The sequence below is a fragment of the Bradyrhizobium sp. C9 genome (genome assembly GCF_002532045.1).
Classification (GTDB): Bacteria; Pseudomonadota; Alphaproteobacteria; order Rhizobiales; family Xanthobacteraceae; genus Bradyrhizobium.
Genome location: NZ_NWTG01000047.1, coordinates 1 through 20237, shown reverse-complemented (window position 1 = coordinate 20237; position 20237 = coordinate 1). Strand labels below are relative to the sequence as shown.

Annotated in this window: 15 protein-coding genes and 2 pseudogenes; 8 read left to right on the top strand and 9 right to left on the bottom strand. The window is 62.8% G+C overall.

Features of this window, described 5'->3' with window-relative positions:
• Positions 1 to 125: 125 nt before the first annotated feature.
• The 5 genes from CO675_RS39105 to CO675_RS39085 form a co-directional block, all read right to left on the bottom strand.
• Positions 126 to 923 (bottom strand): enoyl-CoA hydratase/isomerase family protein, encoded by a 798-nt coding sequence (locus tag CO675_RS39105; protein ID WP_097677194.1) that lies wholly within the window; start codon positions 921 to 923, stop codon positions 126 to 128.
• 46 nt (positions 924 to 969) lie between these two features.
• The gene (locus CO675_RS39100) at positions 970 to 2166 is read right to left on the bottom strand and encodes a pyridoxal-phosphate-dependent aminotransferase family protein (RefSeq protein WP_097677196.1); all 1197 of its coding nucleotides are present in this window, start codon (positions 2164 to 2166) and stop codon (positions 970 to 972) included.
• A gap of 154 nt (positions 2167 to 2320) precedes the next feature.
• Complete coding sequence (locus tag CO675_RS39095; protein WP_097677193.1) at positions 2321 to 2716, bottom strand: GFA family protein; 396 nt, start codon at positions 2714 to 2716, stop codon at positions 2321 to 2323.
• Positions 2717 to 2844: 128 nt separating this feature from the next.
• Positions 2845 to 4128: an MFS transporter gene (locus CO675_RS39090; protein WP_097677192.1), complete on the bottom strand. Its 1284-nt coding sequence runs from the start codon at positions 4126 to 4128 to the stop codon at positions 2845 to 2847.
• Between the two features lie 67 nt (positions 4129 to 4195).
• Positions 4196 to 5398, bottom strand: a complete 1203-nt coding sequence (locus CO675_RS39085; protein ID WP_097677191.1) for a pyridoxal-phosphate-dependent aminotransferase family protein — start codon at positions 5396 to 5398, stop codon at positions 4196 to 4198.
• Positions 5399 to 5530: 132 nt separating this feature from the next.
• Between CO675_RS39085 and CO675_RS39080 the strand changes: the two genes are divergently transcribed.
• The 3 genes from CO675_RS39080 to CO675_RS39070 all read left to right on the top strand — a co-directional run bounded on the left by CO675_RS39080 (position 5531) and on the right by CO675_RS39070 (position 9817).
• Entirely contained in the window at positions 5531 to 6283 is a 753-nt protein-coding gene (locus CO675_RS39080; protein WP_198964908.1) for a GntR family transcriptional regulator, read from the top strand.
• Positions 6284 to 6417: 134 nt separating this feature from the next.
• The gene (locus tag CO675_RS39075; protein ID WP_097677189.1) at positions 6418 to 9396 is read left to right on the top strand and encodes an FAD-binding and (Fe-S)-binding domain-containing protein; all 2979 of its coding nucleotides are present in this window, start codon (positions 6418 to 6420) and stop codon (positions 9394 to 9396) included.
• Positions 9389 to 9817, top strand: a complete 429-nt coding sequence (locus CO675_RS39070; RefSeq protein WP_050403640.1) for a GlcG/HbpS family heme-binding protein — start codon at positions 9389 to 9391, stop codon at positions 9815 to 9817. Before CO675_RS39075 ends, CO675_RS39070 begins: the two co-directional genes overlap by 8 nt.
• 767 nt (positions 9818 to 10584) lie before the next feature.
• On the opposite strand, the gene CO675_RS39065 is transcribed toward CO675_RS39070, so the two are convergent.
• Together CO675_RS39065 and CO675_RS39060 are read right to left on the bottom strand one after the other, a co-directional pair.
• Complete coding sequence (locus tag CO675_RS39065) at positions 10585 to 10818, bottom strand: hypothetical protein (protein WP_143279216.1); 234 nt, start codon at positions 10816 to 10818, stop codon at positions 10585 to 10587.
• A gap of 135 nt (positions 10819 to 10953) precedes the next feature.
• The gene (locus tag CO675_RS39060; protein ID WP_097677187.1) at positions 10954 to 14049 is read right to left on the bottom strand and encodes a S8 family serine peptidase; all 3096 of its coding nucleotides are present in this window, start codon (positions 14047 to 14049) and stop codon (positions 10954 to 10956) included.
• Between the two features lie 343 nt (positions 14050 to 14392).
• Between CO675_RS39060 and CO675_RS39055 the strand changes: the two are divergent.
• Both CO675_RS39055 and CO675_RS39050 read left to right on the top strand, forming a co-directional pair.
• Positions 14393 to 14830, top strand: a pseudogene (locus tag CO675_RS39055) (hypothetical protein); the annotation flags it as partial.
• A gap of 92 nt (positions 14831 to 14922) precedes the next feature.
• Positions 14923 to 15168, top strand: coding sequence for a hypothetical protein (locus CO675_RS39050; protein WP_143279215.1), 246 nt, complete (start codon positions 14923 to 14925; stop codon positions 15166 to 15168).
• Between the two features lie 228 nt (positions 15169 to 15396).
• Here the strand turns inward: CO675_RS39050 and CO675_RS39045 are convergent.
• Positions 15397 to 15528 (bottom strand): annotated as a pseudogene (locus tag CO675_RS39045) (DUF3363 domain-containing protein); the annotation flags it as partial.
• Between the two features lie 142 nt (positions 15529 to 15670).
• Here CO675_RS39045 and CO675_RS39040 point away from each other — a divergent pair.
• Together CO675_RS39040 and CO675_RS40800 are read left to right on the top strand one after the other, a co-directional pair.
• Positions 15671 to 17338, top strand: a complete 1668-nt coding sequence (locus CO675_RS39040) for an NAD-dependent malic enzyme (RefSeq protein ID WP_245453091.1) — start codon at positions 15671 to 15673, stop codon at positions 17336 to 17338.
• Between the two features lie 183 nt (positions 17339 to 17521).
• Entirely contained in the window at positions 17522 to 17908 is a 387-nt protein-coding gene (locus tag CO675_RS40800; RefSeq protein WP_158231375.1) for a hypothetical protein, read from the top strand.
• Positions 17909 to 18257: 349 nt separating this feature from the next.
• Here CO675_RS40800 and CO675_RS39030 read toward each other — a convergent pair whose 3' ends face one another.
• Positions 18258 to 19049 (bottom strand): outer membrane protein, encoded by a 792-nt coding sequence (locus CO675_RS39030; RefSeq protein WP_097677184.1) that lies wholly within the window; start codon positions 19047 to 19049, stop codon positions 18258 to 18260.
• A 109-nt stretch (positions 19050 to 19158) separates the two neighbouring features.
• Between CO675_RS39030 and CO675_RS40300 the strand changes: the two genes are divergently transcribed.
• On the top strand, positions 19159 to 19500 hold the full coding sequence (locus tag CO675_RS40300) for an addiction module antidote protein (RefSeq protein ID WP_143279214.1): 342 nt from the start codon (positions 19159 to 19161) through the stop codon (positions 19498 to 19500).
• Positions 19501 to 20237 lie beyond the last annotated feature (737 nt).

The following is a 20237-nucleotide window of genomic DNA, read 5'->3' as shown; positions in this document are numbered from 1 at the left end:
CTTGATGTTCTTTTGGTTCCGACATTCGATTGAATGGCGCAAAGTTGAGTGAGGAATAATAGATACGGTTGATCTGGTTCGCAAATTTTCGATTTTGGCACAATCGCCGACACCTCGGACTGCCGCTACTTTCCCTTGAAGTTCGGCGCGCGCTTGTTGAGGAAGGCGTCCATGCCCTCGCGGAAGTCCTCGCTCATATAGGCGCGCAGGATCAAATCTTCGCCTTCGTCGCGCGAGAGCGTGCGGCGGATGCGGCGGACCGCTTCCTTGGTCACCTCCAACGTGATCGGCGCGTGGCCGGCGACGAGCTGCGCGGTCTCGGTGGCGCGGCGCTGCAGCGTTTCCACGTCGGGGACGACTTCGTTCAGGAGGCCAAGCGCCAGCGCTTCGGGCGCTTCGACCAGGCGCGCCTTGAAGATCAGGTCCTTGGTCCGCGCCGGACCGACCAGCGAGACCAGCCGCGAGATGTTGGACATCGAGAGGCAGTTGCCGAGCGTGCGCGCGATCGGGAAGCCAATCCGGGTCGCCTCGGTGCCGATGCGGATATCGCAGCATGCGGCAATGCCGGCGCCGCCGCCGGTGCAGGCGCCAGCGATCGCCGCGATCACAGGCACTCGGCACTGTTCGAGCGTGCCGAGCACGCGGTCGATCCGCGCCTCGTAGTCCAGCGCGTCCTGCGCGGTCTTGAACGCCCGGAACTGCGAGATGTCGGTGCCCGAAGCGAACGCCTTGTCGCCGGCGCCGGTCAGGATCAGCGCCTTGATGGAGTGATCCTGATTGATGTTCTCGCAGATCGAGGCCATCTGCTCGTACATCGCGAAGGTCAGCGCGTTGCGGGCCTGCGGCCGGTTGAACGTGATGCGCGCGATCCCGTCCGCGACGGAGTAGATCAGGTCTTCGGTCGGTGCGACAGGCGCGTTCATGTCTCGCTCTTTCTGTTCTTTGCGATAAGTTTTCAGGCCAGCCTACTCAAGCAACGGCTTTCGACGCCTGCGCGGCGTCACGCCCCTTCAGAACGTCCATCGCCGCCAGCACACCGCCGCTGCGATGCGGCACCTTGGCGAGATCAAGACCCATCTCGACGCCGGACAGCGTGCCCATCAGCATCAGGTCGTTGAAATGGCCGATATGCCCGATCCGGAACACCTTGCCCTTGACCTTGTTGAGGCCGGTGCCGAGCGACATGTCGAAGTTCTCAAGCACGACCTTGCGGAAGTGGTCGGCATCGTGGCCATCAGGCACCCGTACCGCGGTCAGCGCCGGCGAATGCGCCCCCTGTTCCTGGCACTGCGTCTCCAAGCCCCAGACCTTGATCGCGGCGCGCGTCGCTTCGCTATGACGCTTGTGGCGGACGAAGACGTTGTCCAGCCCCTCCTCCTCCAGCATCTTCACGGCCTCACGCAGGCCGAACAGCAGGTTGGTGGCCGGCGTATACGGCCAGGTGCCGGCCTTGTTGATGTTGATGACTTCCTGCCAGTCCCAGTAGGAGCGCATGCCTGGATTGGCCTTGGCCACCGCCAGCGCCTTCTCCGACACGGCGTTGAAGCCGAGGCCGGGCGGCAGCATCAGTCCCTTCTGGGAGCCGGCAATCGAGACGTCGATACCCCAGGCGTCGTGCTCATATTCAAGCGAGCCGAGGCCGGAGATGGTGTCGACCATCAAGAGCGCCGGATGCTTCAGGGTGTCGAGGATCTTGCGGACGTTGAGCGGATAGGTGACGCAGGCGGTCGAGGTCTCGTTATGGACCACGCAGACGGCCTTGATCTTGTGCGCCTTGTCAGCGGACAGTTTTGCCTCGATCTGCTCGAGGTCGGCACCATGGCGCCAGTCGCCCGGGATGAAATCGACGTCGAGCTTGAACTTGTCGGCGATGCCGTGCCACAGCACGGCGAACTGGCCGGTCTCGCACATCAGCACCTTGTCGCCGGGCTGCAGCGTGTTGACGATCGCGGCCTCCCAGGCGCCGGTCCCCGACGAGGGGTAGATGATCACGGGCTGCTTGGTGCGGAACACCCGCTGCATCGCAGACATCACTGCAAAGCCGATCTCGGCGAATTCGGCGCCGCGGTGGTCCATGGTCGGCATGTCCATCGCCCGCAGCACCCGGTCCGGCACGTTGGTCGGTCCCGGAATCTGCAGAAAATGCCTTCCAGTATGCACGGTCATGAGCGTCTTTCCCGGTCTTGTCTTGGTCGTGGTGAGCCGCTCGCATATCACTATCCGGAAATTGAAGCCAACCATATCAGCCCATAACGGCCCACATGGCTTACCTTTTCTTGAGATAGCTCAGTGAGTTGACCCGACGTCCGATCCCGCACATTCAGCCCGGGAAGCGCTCGAAGGCTGGAAGATCGTGAAGCGAACCCACCCATCCGACGCGTTCGGCCGTCTGCACCTGAACCCTGGGCGCGATCGCATTCGGATCGTCAAGCGCGGCGATCCTGACCTGCATCATGCCCATCTGGTCGAGAATTCCATTGCTGAAGAACAGCCCCGCGCCGCATGCCGGGCAGAACGAGCGCCGGCCACTCTCTGAAGACGAATAGACCTTCGGCTTCCCCTGGACCGAGACCGCGGCCCTCGGGACCATTGCCCATGCCAGTATCGGCGCGCCAGATTGCTTCCGACAATCGTGGCAATGGCAGACGGTACTGAAAGCCGCCTGATCGGGGATTTCGAACCTGATCTCACCGCAATGGCAGCCGCCGCGAAGCACACCCAAGCTCAATACTCCCGACCTCTCTTTAAGATCGCATCCATGTCACCATTTTCGCCGGGTTTGTTCTCCTCCCGGCGGGGGGCAGACATGCATATCCGGCGGCGCCCGGAGGCACCTGCAGCTGCTCATTCGGCGGCCACCACCTTCCCCGGCGTCGCCAGTTCGCTCGTGTCCTCGAACGGCCGCTCCGGATGCATCAGGAACGCCGAGAAGCCACCGAGCAGCAGCAGGCCCATCGACATCAGGAACGGCAGGTACCAGTTTCCGGTGGCGTCGATGACGAAGCCGGCGACCAGCGGCGAAACAATTGCCGCAAACGCCGAGCCGCTGTTCATGATGCCCGCGGCGGTGCCGGAATATTTCGCTGCGATGTCCATCGGGATCGACCACATCGGGCCGATCACGAGCTCGGCGCAGAAGAAGCCGGCCGACAGGCACAGCGCAACCACCGTGATGTCGTGGACGAACAGGATCGGCATCAGCGAGAGCAGCGCACCGGCGAAGCCCACGATCGTCACGCTGAGCCGCGCCAGCCGCACATTGCCTGTGCGCTCGAGGATGCGGTCGGAGATGACGCCGCCGACGCTGTCGCCGACGACGCCGGCGAAGAACACGCCGGATGCGAACAGCGCCGAGTTCTTCAGATCGAGGCTGTAGTTGTTCTTGAAGAACAGCGGCAGCCAGTTGAGGTAAAGCCACAGGCACCAGCCGTAGCAGAAATAGGTCAAGGTCACCGGCCACATCCGCTGCAGCAGCGGTCCCCACGGCACCTTCGGCCGCTCGCCTTTCGGCCGCGGCGGCAACGTCGCAAGCTCGGCCGCGGTGATGGAGCCGTGGTCGCCCGGCTCGTTGCGGAAATACCAGACCCACACAACGCCCCAGATCAGACTGACGATGCCGAGCGCGACGAATGCGCCGCGCCATGTCAGCCAGAGGATCAGGAGCGCGACCACAGGCGGGGTCACCGCGTTGCCGAGCCGTGCGAAGGCGTGTGTCAGGCCTTGCGCGAAGCCGCGGCGGTTCGCGGGCGTCCAGTACTGCATGGCGCGCGTCGCGGTCGGGAACGTCGCGCCTTCGCCGAAGCCGAGCGCGAAGCGCGCGACGAACAGCGCGGCGAGACCATGGACGAAGCCGGTCATGATGGTCGCCGCAGCCCAGATCATGCCGCACCAGAACAAGGTCTGGCGTGGCCCGAAACGATCGCCGACCCAGCCGCCGATCACCTGGAACAGCAGGTACGGATAGGCGAAGGCCGAGAACACCAGGCCGAGCTCGGTGTTGGACAGACCGAGCTCCTTCTGGATCTCGCTGGCCGCAGTGCCGATGTTCACCCGGTCGACATAGGTGATGAAATACATCACGCAGAGCATGGCCAACACGACATGGGTGGCCTTGAACCGAAGCCTCATATCCTTTCCCCTCCCTGACCCGCGATTTTTCTGAGCCGTTGGCGTGCGGGATGCCGTTGGTCGGCGCTTAAGTGCCGACCACCTTGAGATGCGACGACGCGTTACACTGATCGCGCTGCTCGAGCAGCCGCATCGCCGCCTCGACGCCGCCCGAGCGGTGCGGCACGCCGGCGACCGACAACCCCATCTCGACGCCGGTGAGCGCGCCCAGCAAGGTCAGCTCGTTGCACTCGCCGAGATGACCAATGCGGAACACCTTGCCGGCGACCTTCGACAGGCCGGCACCGAGCGACATGTTGAAATTGTCGAGCACGACCTTGCGATATTGATCGGCGTCATGGCCGGGCGGCATCAACACCGCGGTCAGCACCGGCGAGAATTCCGAGGGCTCCTGGCACAGCACCTCGAGCCCCCATTGGTTCACGGCGGCGCGCGTCGCCGCGGCCAGCCGCTGATGACGGCGGAACACGTTGTCGAGCCCCTCCTCCAGCAGCATCGCGATCGCCTCGCGCAGCCCGTAAAGCAGGTTCGTCGCCGGCGTGTAGGGGAAGAAGCCCTTGGCGTTCGGCTTCAGCATTTCCTCCCAATCGAAATAGGAGCGCGGCATCTTGTTGCTGCGGGACGCGGCGCGGGCCTTGTCCGAGATCGCGTTGAAGCCGAGGCCGGGCGGCAGCATGAAACCTTTCTGGGAGCAGCTGACGCTGACATCGACCTTCCACTCGTCGTGCCGGTAATCGACCGAGCCCAGCGAGGAAATGGTATCGACCATCAACAGCGCCGGATGGGCGGTGCGGTCGATGGCGGCACGGATGTCACCGATCCGGCTGGTCGCGCCGGTCGAGGTCTCGTTATGGACGACCATCACCGCCTTGATGCTGTGCGCGGTGTCCTCGGCAAGCCTTTGTTCGATCTGGGCGGGGTCGGCACCGCGGCGCCAATCGCCGGGGATGAAGTCGACCTCGATGCCGAACCGGCCGGCGAGCTGCCGCCACAGGGTGGCGAAATGGCCGGTCTCAACCATCAGCACCTTGTCGCCGGGCGACAGCGTGTTGACGATCGCGGCTTCCCAGGCGCCGGTCCCCGACGACGGGAAGATCACCACCGGGTCTTTGGTCTGGAAGATTTTGGCGCTCCCTTCGAGCACCGTCCGGCCAAGCGCGGCGAACTCCGCGCTGCGGTGGTCGATGACCGGCATATCCATCGCGCGAAGAATGCGATCCGGGACCGGGCTCGGCCCGGGAATCTGCAGAAAATGGCGCCCTTGATGCATGAGAACCTCCCTATCGCCGGATTCCGGCCCTTCGTGGAGCTATTTTGCATTCATTTTTTGTCTTTTCAATCCAATTTTGGTATTCGAATGAGGAGATCGACGCGACCGCGCCGGCAAATTATTGTTCAGAATATGAAATCCGCGATTCCCGAAACCGGGGTTCCGATCACCCCGCCGGCTGCCGGCAATGGCGGCGACCGCCAGGAGACCTCTCTGCATGGCGAGGTGCTACTGCGGCTCCGCGACTATGTGGTGGAAGGCAACATTCCCGAGGGTGCCCGCGTTCCGGAACGGCAGCTCTGTGACATGCTGGGGATCTCGAGGACGCCGCTGCGCGAGGCACTCAAGGTGCTGGCCGCCGAAGGCCTGATCGAGCTATTGCCCAATCGCGGCGCGCGAGTGCGCCAGCTCAGTCAGCGCGACCTCGAGGAATTGTTCGACGTCATGGCCGGACTGGAGAGCCTGGCAGGACGGCTGGCCTGCGAGCTGATCACCGACGAGGAAATCGCTGCGATCGAGCGACTGCATTACGAGATGTACGGCCACTACCTGCATCGCGACATGCACGGCTATTTCCGGATCAACCAGCAGATCCACGAGAGCATCGTCGCGGCTGCGCGCAACGAGACACTGAAGACGACCTACGCCAACTTCGCCGGCCGGATCCGTCGCGTGCGCTACTCCGCGAACTTCGCCCGCAAGCGGCAGCGCTGGGGCGAGGCAATGCGCGAGCACGAGGCAATCCTCGATGCGCTGCGGCGGCGCGCGGCAAGCGAGCTCAGCGACATCCTGTTCCAGCACCTGCGCAACAAGCGATCCGCCGCGATCGATCACCTCGCGGAAGGCCAGGACGCCGGTCTGGAAACGAAGCCTCAGGGCGACTAAAGGGTGGACGCAAGGGTTCGCGATGGGATCGCGCGCCTTGCCGATTTTGAATTCATAATGTAACTCTCACGCGAGAGAATGCATAATCCATGAGCGGGCACCCGCGTCGCGTCATGGATCACATCGGATCTGGGATGAAGAACGCCTCATCGCTCGAACAGCGCCTACGGTCCGAACTGACCGGCGACGTCTTCTTCGATGCCTTCAACCGCGGCCGCTACGCGACCGACGCCTCGTTCTACCAGATCATGCCGGCCGGCGTGGTGGTGCCTCGCACCGTCGACGAGGCGCTGCGGACGCTTGCGATCGTCCGCGACGCCGGGCGGATCGTGACCCCGCGCGGCGGCGGCACCTCGCAATGCGGCCAGACCGTCAATGACGGCATCGTGGTCGACCTGTCCAAGCACCTGAACCGCATCCTCTCGCTCGACGTCGAGAACCGCATCTGCGTGGTCGAGCCCGGCATCGTGCTCGACGATCTCAACCGCCAGCTGAAGAAGCATGGGCTGTGGTTTCCGGTCGACGTCTCGACCGCGTCGCGCGCCACGATCGGCGGCATGGCCGGCAACAATTCCTGCGGCGGCCGCTCGCTGCGCTACGGCACCATGCGCGACAACACGCTGTCGATGGATGCGGCGCTCGCCGACGGCACGCTGCTGCATTTCGGCGAGGTGCCGCGTGACCTGACGCGGATCAATGCCTCCGATAGCGGATCGCAGCTGTTCCGCGACATGCTCGACCTCGGCGAACGCGAGGCGGCCGAGATCGCGGACAAATTCCCCAAGGTGCAGCGCCGCGTCGGCGGCTATAACCTCGACGCGCTGGTGCCGCGCAATGCGCCGAACAACATGGCGCATCTTCTGGTCGGCTCAGAGGGCACGCTCGCCTTCACGACGCAGGTCGAGCTGAAGCTGTGGCCTGTGATCCGCAACAAGGCGCTCGGCGTCTGCCATTTCGGGAGCTTCTACGAGGCGATGGATGCGGCCCAGCATCTGGTGAAGCTGCGGCCGATCGCCGTCGAGCTGGTCGATCGCACCATGATCGCGCTCGGCCGCGAGATCGCGATGTTCCAGCCGATCATCTCGGCTGCCGTGCGCAGCGATCCGGACGCGATCCTGGTGGTCGAGTTCGCCGAGGAAGACCAGTCCGATAACCTCGCGCGCCTGAAGCAGCTCGGCGAGCTGATGGGCGACCTCGGTTTCGGCTGGGACAGGCCGCAGCGCAAATGGGGCGGCGTGGTCGAGATAACAGAGCCCGCGTTGCAGACCGGCATCGCCGATTTCCGCGCCGCCGGGCTCAACGTCATGATGTCGATGAAGCAGGAGGGCAAGCCGGTCTCGTTCGTCGAAGATTGCGCGGTGCCGCTGCCGCATCTCGCCGACTACACCGAACGGCTCAATGCGGTGTTCGCCAAACACGGCACCCGTGGCACGATGTACGCGCATGCCTCCGAAGGCTGCCTGCATGTGCGCCCGGTGCTCAATCTCAAGCTCGAGAAGGACGTCAAGGCAATGCGCGCCATTGCCGAGGAAGCCTTCGCAATGGTGCGCGAATACAAGGGCTCGCATTCCGGCGAGCACGGCGACGGCCTGGTGCGCTCGGAATTCCACGAGACGATGTTCGGGCAGCGCATCGTTGCCGATTTCCGCGAGGTCAAGCAGCGCTTCGATCCAGGCAACACGCTCAATCCGGGCAAGATCGTCGATCCGCCCAAAATGGACGATCGTTCGCTGTTTCGTTTTTCGCCGGACTATCGCGTCAATGATCTGAAGACGGTGTTGGATTGGTCGGCCTATCCGGGCGCCGGCGGCGGCTTCCAGGGCGCCGTCGAGATGTGCAACAACAACGGCGCCTGCCGGAAGCTCGAGGGCGGCGTGATGTGCCCGTCCTATCGCGCCACGCGCAACGAGAAGGACGTCACCCGCGGCCGTGCCAATACGCTGCGGCTCGCGATCTCGGGCCAACTCGGGCCCGACGCGCTCGCTTCCGACGAGATGATGGATACGTTGAAGCTCTGCGTGTCCTGCAAGGCGTGCCGCCATGAATGCCCGACCGGCGTCGACATGGCCAAGATGAAGATCGAGGTGCTGGCCGCCCGCGCCGCGAGACACGGCCTGTCGCTGCGCGACCGGCTGGTCGGCTATTTGCCGCGTTATGTCGATCTCGCCTCGCGCTTCGCGCCGATCGCGAACTGGCGCAACCGCAGTCCGCTATTGCGCGCGCTGTTCGAGAAACTCGCCGGCATCAGCGCCAAGCGCGCGCTACCGGAATTTCGCCGCGACACCTTCCGGCCTGACGCCGAGATGCTGGGTCCGGCGGATGGCCGCGAAGTGGTGCTGTTCGCCGATACGTTCAACCGCGGTTATGAGCGGGAAAATCTCGACGCGGCGGTCGAGGTGCTGGTCGCCGGCGGCTATCGCGTGCATCTGCCGAAGCCATCGGACGGTGCCCGGCCGCCGTGCTGCGGACGCACCTTCCTGTCGGCCGGACTAGTCGAGCAGGCCCGCGCCGAGCTCGACCGGCTGGTTGCAACTTACGCGCCATTCGCGGCGCGTGGCGTGCCGATCATCGGTCTCGAGCCGAGCTGCCTTCTCACCTTGCGTGACGAGTTGCTGTCACTTCGCTCGGATGACGCCGCCAAGAGCGTCAACGCGCACGCTTTGCTGTTCGAGGAATTCCTGGTGCGCGAGGCCGAGGCCGGACGGCTCGCTCTGCCGCTCGGCGCGGTTGCCGGGAAAGCGGTCGTGCACGGTCATTGCCACCAAAAGTCCTTCGGCGCATTCAAGCCGGTAGAAAAGGTGCTGCGGCTGGTGCCGGATCTTGATGTCAAAACCATTGAATCGAGCTGCTGCGGCATGGCTGGCGCGTTCGGCTATGGCGCAGAGACCTACCAGGCCTCGATCGAGATGGCCGAGCTGTCGCTACTCCCGGCGGTTCGCAGCGCCGATCAGGACACGCTGATCGTGGCCGACGGCACCTCTTGCCGGCACCAGATCAAGGACGGCAGCGGGCGCACGCCGCTGCATGTCGCCAGCGTATTGGCGATGAGCCTGAAACGTGCGAAATCGAATTCCGACAAATTGTTACCGACAAAGGAAGAGGCCCATGGCTGAGCTCACTCTCGACACCGCCCGCAAGATTCTGGATGCCGCCCTCGCCAAGGGCGTCGAGAAGAAGCTGAAGCCGCTGGTCGTCACCATCCTCGACGCGCGCGGCGCGGTGAAGGTGACGGCCGCGCAGGACGGCACCAGCCTGATGCGGGCCGAGATCGCCCACGGCAAGGCCTATGGCGCGCTGGCGTTGGGGATGGGATCGCGGGCGCTGTTCCAGCGCGCACAGGAGCAGGCCTATTTCATCGATTCCGTGAACACGCTGGCGCAGGGCCGACTGGTGCCGGTCCCCGGCGGCGTGCTGATCATGGACGGCGCCACCCTGCTCGGCGCCGTCGGCGTCAGCGGCGACACCTCGGATAATGACGAGATCTGCGCCGTTGCCGGCATCGAGGCCGCCGGCCTGAAGGCCAACGCGGGCTAGACCCGCCTTTGCTTAATCGTACCCTCGTCGGCAGCCATGGCGCTGGGCAGTGTCGTACGCACGGCATAAGGGCGGTCGCGGCTTATGTTGTCGGGGGATCAAGTCACTGGAACGACTTGATCCCTCGATGCACCGCTTCTTTTCACCCTGCGGCACAACACCGCCGACTGATAAGGTTTTGTATGAAACCTTATCAGTCCACAGCTTTCCCAAGCTCGTGCAGGCCGGCTCCGAGTGACGGCGTACCGAACCCGTAGCTAATTTCCGCAGCTACCACCGGCCGCGCAACGATGCATCGTAAATGGCGCGGACCAAATAAAACCGGTCTGAACGAAGTCCGAAGCGCTCGTACTGCGTGGGCGTCGCTCCAAAGAAGGCTTCATCAGGACATCCAAATCCGAAGATTGACGCTCATCCGGTCCGCCTCGATTATGTCGGTTCAATCATCCTGCCGCAGCGAAGCTCCGTACCGGAAGCGCGTCCCTGCCGATGTGCACGACGCCTGCTAGATTCTTCGTAGCCCAAGGCTCGCGAGCGAATCGAACAGAACAGCCGCATCTTGCTCCTAGAGAGTCACGACGCGGATTTCCGTGTACGACATTTGACCCCTCCCCATTCAATAAGTCGAACGCTCTCGCGAAAGGCCTACATGGCACAACTGATAGCTTTCGCATAATTCTTATCAGTTTGGTGAGTTGCCTCCGATAGTTCGGTCACGATTCGCCGAATTGTGTCGGGTGCGCCGGCATTTTCAAGGATTGCTGAAATCAGGCATTTTTCAACTGAAGTACGAGTAAGCGGTGGGCAAGCACGCGAAGCAGTAAGCCGGCGCATTGAGTCGATGATCGTGGCTGCAGCGGCTTACGTCCCGCTGAGCGTTGCGCCGGGCGGAGCGCGATGAACCCATTAATCGCCTCGTCGCTGGCGCAAATTAGCCTCGCCAGTTCGCGCGCCTGGTACAGGTCGTCAACAAGCGCCGCGGGTTCGTCGTCGAGCAGCATGCACTCCGCCGCCCGACCGGCCATGAACTCGATGCACTAAGTGTAGACACTGTTGAAAACATCTGCCACGGGCGATCCTCGCCCGCCAGCGGCATGATCGGGTCGGTCGACCGGCCTGCGCGCAGCAAAGATCACTCACCACTGGTATTTGACGGTGCCCTTTCCCGTATAGCTGTGGCTCGTTTTGGAGAACTCGCTCTCGAAGGAGGCCGCGAGCGAGAAGCCGCTGGCCCAACGCACTTCGGTGAACACCGAAACGAGTCCCGCATCGGCCGCCTGCGCCGTGCCGTTGACGATGAAGCCGGAAGCCGGCAGTGCTGCGAATGCGGCCTGGAGGCTGCGGTCGGTGTTGAAGTTGTGCGCCCAGGCGGTGCGGCCGCGCAGCGTCAGGGCCGCCGCGCCGTCGTTGATCAAAAAGCTGCGGTCGGCGCGCAGGCCAAGTTCGCTACGCGAGGCCGTGACGTCCTTCGCCGTATAGCTCAGTGCAAACAGTCCGCTGCCTCCCAACGCGTGTTCGGCATAGCTCGGCATGAACAGCGTGCTGAACTGCCCCGCCGCATACGGCGTCACCCCCAGCCACGACGTCGCGAACCGGTAGCCGCCTTCCAGCCGCCCGGACAGCGCATTGGCCTCAAAGCGCCCGCGCAGATGGGTGTCGAGCGCCGTTCGGTCGGTGGTCACGTCCTGCCAGCCATAGGTCAATGCGCCGGAGAGATAGGCCGCTCCGAGACCATGCCGCCCATAGACACCAGCCTGGAAGGCGTCCGACCGGCCGCTGCCGAGCCCACCGGCGAGACCATAGCCCGTGCCCGCACCGCCCATCGCAAAGCCGAGCACCGTATCCTGCAAGACATGATAGTCCGCTCCCACCGCCGTGCCATAGATCTGCGCGGTAGTGGCCGCCGAGCCGGTCAGCGCGTTGCCGCCTGTGGTCTGGCCCCCGCCATAGCCCGTCGCCCACACGTTCCAGCGGGGTTCGTAGAACGGGGCGACGCGCGGCGGCGCCTTGGTGATCAGCGCGGCATAGGCGCTCGCCGCACCGCTCTCCTCGGCATACGACGGCGCAACCGACGCCATCGCCACCCCTTGCGGCCCCATCCGGCCTGGGATGTCAGGATCGGTCAACAGCTCAGTGAAGCGATTCATCGCATCGAAGCTGGCCTGCTGGATCCCGGTTGCCGCCTCGCCCGAGGCCACCGTCAGGCCTCGTGGCGACAGCGCGCCAAACGCCAGCGGTATGCCGCCCACGCGATTGAACGAATTGACCAGTGCGGTCGACACGCTCTGCTGGTTCCGGCTCAACCCGGCAACACTCATCACCAAGTTGAGATAGGTGTCGTTGGCGTCGTAGCTGAGAGTCGCCGCGAAGTTCTTCGGCAGGTTGGTGTTGACCGGTCCATGAAAGGTGCCGCTCACGCCTCCGGCAGCATTGAGAGTGTTATATCTCTTCATCACATAACTGCCCGGCGACCAAGCCGCCAGTACGCTGGCGCCACCGAGCATTGCGGTGCCAGTCACGTTGGTGCGGTCGGCGTTGGTCGGCGACACCTGCACGAGATAGCTCGCCGCCGCTGTGAATACCAAGTTGCCCTGCACGCTGAGCAGGCCGATCGAATTGCCCGGCGACAGCGTGCCGCCGTTGATGGTGACGTTGCCGACAGTGCCGGTGCCACCGAGCAGACCACCGACGTTGACTGTCGTCATCGAAGACGAAGCAATCGAGCCGTTCACAATCAACGCACCGCCGTCGACCGTGGTCGCGCCGGTATAAGAGTTGATCCCCCTGAGGATCAACGTGCCTCCGCCCGACTTGGTTAGAGCCCCGGCGTATTCTGCATCTGTTTTGGCTTTGAGCGCTGCAAGGCGGACTAGAAGCACCTTGGCTGCGGGATCGCGGCCCCGAGCGGCAATTTCCCCGGTCAGATCGACGATCTCCTGCGCCTCTTCTCGCTTGCGCTGCCTCAGCGCCGCATCCGAAATGCTGTTGCTCCAGGCATCGGTAACACCGGACGGAAGATTGTAGTTTTCGGGACGCAGCAATTGGCCTGGACCATTCATCGCTGCCTTGAGATCGGGAATGCCCCAGCCATAGATCTCGTTGACGCCCGAATTGCCTTTGGGCTGGCGCGCCGTGGTCAGCAGCACGTCGCGTGCCTGCTCATTGGTCATGTAGGCGTACCGCTGCATGACCAGCGCGAGGGCGCCGGTCACGTGCGGCGCCGCCATTGAGGTACCGCTCCAGCGCTCATAGCTCGGCTTGCCGGCGCTAACCACAGTGCTGTCGATACCAACGCCCGGAGCCGCAAGACACCAGTACTTGGCCAGGCCACATTTGTTGTACCGTTGCTTCTCCGCCCGATTTATTGCAGTGACTGCGATCCAATCATGTTCAAGCTCCGGCCGAAAATAGGGCAACGACGCCCGCACCGACGGATTGTCAAAGCCGGCATTGCCAGCCGTGAAGACCACGATAACACGCCGTTGCGTGGCCTCGGCAGCGGCATCGAGCCAAGTCTTCTTCCCGACATAGCCCATGTAGGCGTTGAGCACGCCTTGCCTAGTACTGTAGTCGTCCTCATCAGGCGGGTTGCCCCAGCTTGAGTTGATGACCCTAACGCCGGCGGTGACCAGGTTGCCGTAGGCCCCCTTGAAATAATTGTAGTCCTCGTTCGGGCCGTAAATCATGTTGTCGGTGCCGCCTGTGTTCGACACATGAAGCTCACCGTCAAACGCCACGCCGTGCATCTCCTTGCCGTCGCGCGATGCGGCGATCGTTCCAGAGACATGCGTTCCGTGTGAATCATTCACGCCATCGATCCAGCTGCCTGTATCGGAATAGGAATCACCCTGCTTGTACGCGCCGTCGGTTGGGCCGTAGCGATACCCATCCGCCTCATATTGGCCCTGGTTCGATAGAACGTGAATCCTGGGATTCTGGAATTTTGGATGGGAGCTAAGGATGCCAGAATCGACGACTCCGATCAGGATATCCTTACCAGTGATGCGATTGGCATAGGCATATTGGGCATTCATCGTCTTGAGTCCCCAGTCGCCGTTGAATTCAGGCGTCAACCAGCTCTTGGCTGCGGCCTCAAGATCGCTGGTCGTCGTGCCGTTGGCGTTTAGGTAGAGCTGTTGAGCACATGCCTGCTGCGCCAGAGCCACTGCACAGATAGAAACGCCGCCGAGCCACAAAGCGTGTTTGATGAAGTTCCTGAGATTATCGGACATCGGATACTCCTTGTGTTCGATTTGCCGATGGGGACGCCTCAAAGCGCGGACACGTCCGGGACTGCACCCGTTAGGGCCGCAGCAACGCGGAGGGCCGCGACAGGTGCGATTTAGTACGGTGTGAGGGAGCGCGACCCCGGACAAATCGGGGTCGATGCGACCAATTTAGGGTCGATCAATACCGTCGACGTATTTCGCGAGGAACGTCGCAACGGGGAGCGGTTGCGGACCAGTGACCTGACTGCACCGTCATCAGTTCTTTCGATGAAGTTTGCAGCCGGCCTTGACCAAGCAATTGCGTTGTTGGTCGCGGACAAGCCGGGTGCCGGTGGCGGCATCGATTCTGCGGGAAACTCCTTCGGCTCCGAAACATCATCCCATTCCACTCTCGGGCGGCGATCGCAAAGCACTGAAGAAGGAGCTAGCGCGCGCCCGCGCAATGACATCGACTCTGGGCGAGCAGTCGGCCGAGAAGCGCGCGGCAGGCGAAGCGCTGATTCGCGAGGCGGACGATCTCGCCTGCCAGAGCTGGAACGAGAAGATCTGGGCGGATGGCGGACCGATCGACCTGTCGCCCTCGATCGACCAGGCCATCAACGGCGGGTATGCATGGCTCGAGATCCGGTGCTCGCGCTGCAAGACGCCGCGGGCGGTAGATCTCGCCGCTTTGCCCCATGTCGCGACGACCTGCGTGCACAACCTCGCCCGCCGGCTGCGCTGCGTGACGTGCCGCGGTATCGGCAAGCGGCCCGCCTCCGAGCTGCTGCAGCTCGCGCGCCGCCGGCTGAGCCGGATTGGGCGACGCGCCACGATTAGCTGGCAGATCTTCTACGGCGACGTGCAGGTCGACACCATCGCCGAGCGATCGGGGGTTTGACCGACAGCCGATCGATGGGGTTGGACTCTCGGGTTCACCCCGCCGTCACGCTTTGCGCCAATCGCGCCAATGGCACCGCCGCAGATTTCGAGGCCGCGCGCGCGGCCTTTGAAACCGCCTGGCGGACCTTCCTGCCGGAATGCACCGAGATGATTTCCGCGCGGGCCAAAAAGATGGCGACCGTCTTCGCGGCACGATCGGCCAGGAAGCGCGCCGCCGGCGAGGCACTGCGAGGCCGATGATCTCACCGCCCCAGAATTTGGAACAAAAAGATGGGACCATGAGGGCCGGTTTCTCCCTCCCCATCAATCGATCAGGCCATCAACCGAAGTCGTCCGTGGCTTGAGATCCGCTGCTCCCGCGGCCAGACACCGCGGGCGGTCGATCTGGCACCCGGCCCGTGTTGCGATCGCCCTCGTCCACGATCTCGCCGGTCGGAAGATGGCCGGCGCGCAGGCAACCGGCTCGGCTCACAGCTCCAGCCCGCGTTTCCGACCGAATCCCCATTCGATGCCACCACTGTCGCGCACCATACCGCTGATGTGCTGGCCGATGCGCTTGTCGAGCACGGGCTGCCACGGCACGAGCTGGAAGCCGAGGCCAACCTAGACGTCCATTCGGGCAGCACGCCGTGAACGACGTCCTCCCGGACGTCTTGAAGCGCGAGCGACGTGGACGCTCTCCGGACGACAAACAAGGACTCGTTGGCGGCAAAGGCCGGCGGGACGAAGCTGTGAGGACGCCGTGACACTGTCTGCATCAAAGAAGCCAGTTCTCCCTTCCGCGGATCTGCCGCACGGCCTCGCGCTGCTGCGCGATCCGCTGCTCAACAAGGGCACGGCCTTCTCGCTCGCCGAGCGCGACGCCTTCGGCCTGCGCGGCCTCTTGCCACCCCACGTCTCGACCATGGAGGAGCAGGCAGACCGCATTTTGAAGAACCTGCGCCGCCTGCCGGACAATCTGGAGAAGTTCGTTGCTCTTAACGCGCTGCGCGACCGCAATGAGACGCTGTTCCTGCGCGTGGTCTGCGACCATATCGACGAGATTCAGCCACTGATCTACACGCCGACGGTCGGCGAGGTCTGCCAGCGCTTCGGCGACATCTTCCGGCGTCCGCGCGGCCTCTATGTCAGCACCAATGACAGCGGCCGGATCGCCGAACTGATGCGCAACTGGCCGCATCCGGCACGGCTGATCGTGGTGACCGACGGCGAGCGCATCCTTGGCCTCGGCGACCTCGGCGCCAACGGCATGGGCATTCCGGTCGGCAAGCTCTCGCTATATGCGGCCTGTGCCGGCATCCACCCCTCGCTGTGCCTGCCGGTGGTGCTTGATGTCGGCACCAACAACGCCGAGCTCCTGAAGAACCGCCAATATATCGGCCTGCGCCAGCCGCGGTTGCGTGGCGGCGACTATGACGCAATCGTCGACGAATTCATGCAAGCGGCACAGCAGGCTTTTCCCGACGTACTTATCCAGTTCGAGGATTTCGCCAACCACAACGCCTTCCGGCTGCTGCAGCGCTATCGCGATGCTGCCTGCGTCTTCAACGATGACATCCAGGGTACCGCGTCGGTGGCGCTCGCAGGCGTGTTCTCGGCACTGCGGGTCACCGGAGGCCGGCTGACGGAGCAGAAGCTCCTGTTCCTGGGCGCGGGTGAAGCGGCGACCGGCATCGCCGACCTCGTAGTGGCTGCCATGGTGGCGCAGGGCATTTCGGAGCAGGAAGCGCGAAGCCGGATCTGGCTGGTCGACTCCAAGGGCCTGGTGGTCAAGGCGCGCAATGACCTCGCCGAGCACAAGCTAGGCTACGCCCATGAGCACCCACTGGTGACCGACTTTCTCGCGGCGATCAATGCGCTCCGGCCTACCGGCATCATCGGTGTCTCGGCGGTGGGCGGCACCTTCACGCAGGAGGTGCTGCGTACCATGGCCGAGCTCAATGCGCGGCCGATCATCTTCGCGCTATCCAATCCCACTTCGCAGGCGGAATGCAGCGCCGAGGAGGCCTATCGTCACACCGGCGGCCGTGCGCTGTTCGCCTGCGGCAGTCCCTATGCGCCGGTGACGTTCGATGGCCGCAGCTTCGTGCCGCGCCAGGGCAACAACTCCTACATTTTCCCGGGAGTCGGCCTCGGCGTAATCGCCTCGGGCGCCAGCCGGGTCACCGACGAGATGTTCATGATTGCGGCGCGGACTCTGTCGAACCTCGTCACCGAGGCGGATCTCGCGCAAGGCAGCCTCTATCCGGCGCTGCCGCGTATCCGCGAGGTCTCCAGCCGTATCGCGACGGAAGTGGCCCGCCTCGCCTATCAGCGCGGCCTTGCCAACGGCCGCGAGCCGGATGATGTGCTTGGCCACGTCCGTGCCCAGATGTTCGAAGCGGAATATCGCAGCTATCTGGCGCCGTAGAACTCGGCGCCCCAAACGAAACGTCCGGCCTCCCGGTCGCCTCACTACTCCCACGAGACTGCTGCCCTCCGAAGGCAAAGGTCACACGTTCGAATCCTGCCGGGATCGCCAAATCAAAAGGGTCCGTTCCGGACAGATGGGTTACGTTTCATTCCGAGGGCATAGGTAACACTTTGGGTCCGAATGGATTTGCGATGGGTTCGAGAGCCTGCACGTCTCATCGTCGAAGTATCCCAGATCATAATCCATGAAGCTGACGAGCCAAATCCGGTCATCGGTTTGTTTAATTCCGACGATCTGACCAGCGAATACCTGGCTGAGATTGATTTTCTGCCGGTTGAAGCGGATCCGACCGCAGGTCGTGACGGTGACGACCTTGTCATGCAAGGGATAGTTGAATTGCTCACCGAACGCGGCAGTGCGTTCTTGAAACGCGCATGGGGCCACCATCCAGCAGCGGTCGTTGCCGCGCTGGCGAAGCGCCAGGCTGTAGGGACGCAGATGCTCGTTCAGTTCGAGATCAAAGCGCGCAAGTGTGCCGCCGCCAGGTGGCGACGGGCGGAAGGATAGGATTCTCAAAGATGTGATTCGCCAATTGGGGTTGCCCTATCGGGCTGTGCACCTGGCCAAAGGGCCAGTCGTGCCTAGGTTGCGAAGTGCGCCACATCTCCAATCCGGGGAATCAGTATCTCGATCTGTATTATACAGTGCCGGCTATGCTGGTTTTCAGCAAAAAAGCCTTCTGCAATCTATTTGTAATATTTCGTGACCGTCCAGCCCAGCTCAACCCGCTGTGCGCGGGTATCAAAGCGCCGCGTCGGCATGGAGGCCGTCCGGCTTGTGTCCCCTCGTTGTCGAAGCCGAACGCGAAAAAGCCCCGGACAATGCCGGGGCTTCCTGTCTGCTATATTAGCAGGGATCAGTACTTCGCAACAACCGGACCGGTCCAATTGAAGCGATAGACCAGCGAGGTGCTGATGGTCTGCACGAACGGCTTGAAGGTGATATCGGTGCCGGCCAACGTATTTGTCACGTCGTTCACCTCGGAGATGTTCTTCTTGTCGTAGTAGGCAGCGCGATACTCGGTCTTCATGAACCAGCCCGGCGCAGTGATGCCGAAGATGTTCAGGTTGTTCTCGACGCCGCCGCCGACGAACCAGCCGCTGCGATCAAAGCCGTCGGTGTGCAGGCCAGCCGGAAGAGCGGACGCGGTATTGAACAGCGTTGTGCCCTTCCAGTGCGAGCTGGAGTAACCGGCGTTGACGTAGGACAGAACGTTCGGAGCGACCAAGTAGCCCAAGCGCGCACCGGCAGCCCAGCTGTAGTCGTTCTTGATGTTGCCGGCGAGGAACGCCGACTGATCCTGGATCGTGCCCTTCAGGCTGCCAAACTGACCGTCGGCGAACACACCGATGACCCAGCTGTTGGCGGTCTGCCAGTCGTAACCGGCACCGACGGTGCCGAACCAGCCATCGCCGCCCTGACGCTGGTTGAAGCCGAGGATCGGCGCGCCCGTGGCGGTTACCTGCGTGCCGGTGTCAGCGTCCCAGAGACCACCGCCGCCACCGCCGAAAATGTAGAAGCCGGTCCAGCTATAGACTGGCGCAACCGGCACGGGGGCCTTCGTATAGGGACGAGCTGCCAAATCGGCTGCCGAGGCGGTTCCAGCGAGAACAGTGCTTGCGGCCAGCGCGATAAGTAGCTTCTTCATAACAGTCCCCAATCGTTGGCATCGAATTTCGCTACAACATATCGGGATTCCACGAGAATGCTGTCACTACAAAGCCACAGCCAACGCCAAACAAGCCGAGTTTGACTCCATGACGGCGCCGGATCCCAAGGATGTCCTCCGATCTAACCCATTGAAAATAGCTGATTATCTTAATGAAGCCTTTGAAACGGACGATTTACCTAAGATCTTGGCAGCCTTGAAGGAAGCGCTGCGGGCGCAAAACGTTTCCGAACTATCCCGAAGAATGGGTTTACGACGGGACCGCCTCTATAAGACCTTTGGAGGCGAGATCGACCCTGATTTTGGCCGCGTCCTCAAATTGCTTGAGGGACTCGAAGTTCAAATCACCATCACACCACGAAAGGTCCGCAAACCGCAGGCCTTGCTGAAACTGGGTCGCCCGAGGAAGCATCCTCACGAGCACAAATAAAACGGCCTTCGAGTCAGCGCTTCGCGTTCTGAACACCCGAAGTTCTTTAGTGTCTTCAATGGGTGAACAGACCACGAAAATTCAGAATATTCGTTGAACCCACTAAGGTGACAATCGGATTTCGATTCCGAGGGTCGGGAGTTGGAATCTCCCATGCAGATTCCAACTGAGAAGCCGGAGATCACCGCAAAGAACTACCTTGCCGTTGGCCCCGGCGAGCATTATCCGCGCCGCGTTTGAAGCTGCCGGCGTCATCTTCCTTGCCGATGGTCAGTCGATCGACGGTGGCCCAGGCGTGAGGCTGATCAAACGCTAACGTGCCCCCTGAACGATAGTTGACTATCATTCAACCGAATGCTGCACTGCATGGATTGCGATACGGGGGCGATCTTTTGCGTAAGATTTTGGCTGACGTTGTTGCTCGGTATGGCCGGGACGTGGACACGGAGGCTCTGTCCAAAACGAGAGCCTACTTAGAGGTACTTGCCTCTGCCGCGAAGCAGGAGGATTTGGCGATGTTCGGCATCGCCTATCTCGATCAGCTCCACAATCCAGATCGTCGATACACCGGATGGTGAGGTGGATTTCATCAAGGCGACGATGGGATCATTGCAACTGCCGCACTGGCTCATCGCGGTGGGCGCGTTGCTGGTGATTGTCGGCGTAATCGGACGTGCGATCGGTCGTAGGCAACCGGATGATGAGGCCGAGGACGATCCGGAAAGCGCGCCGATCCC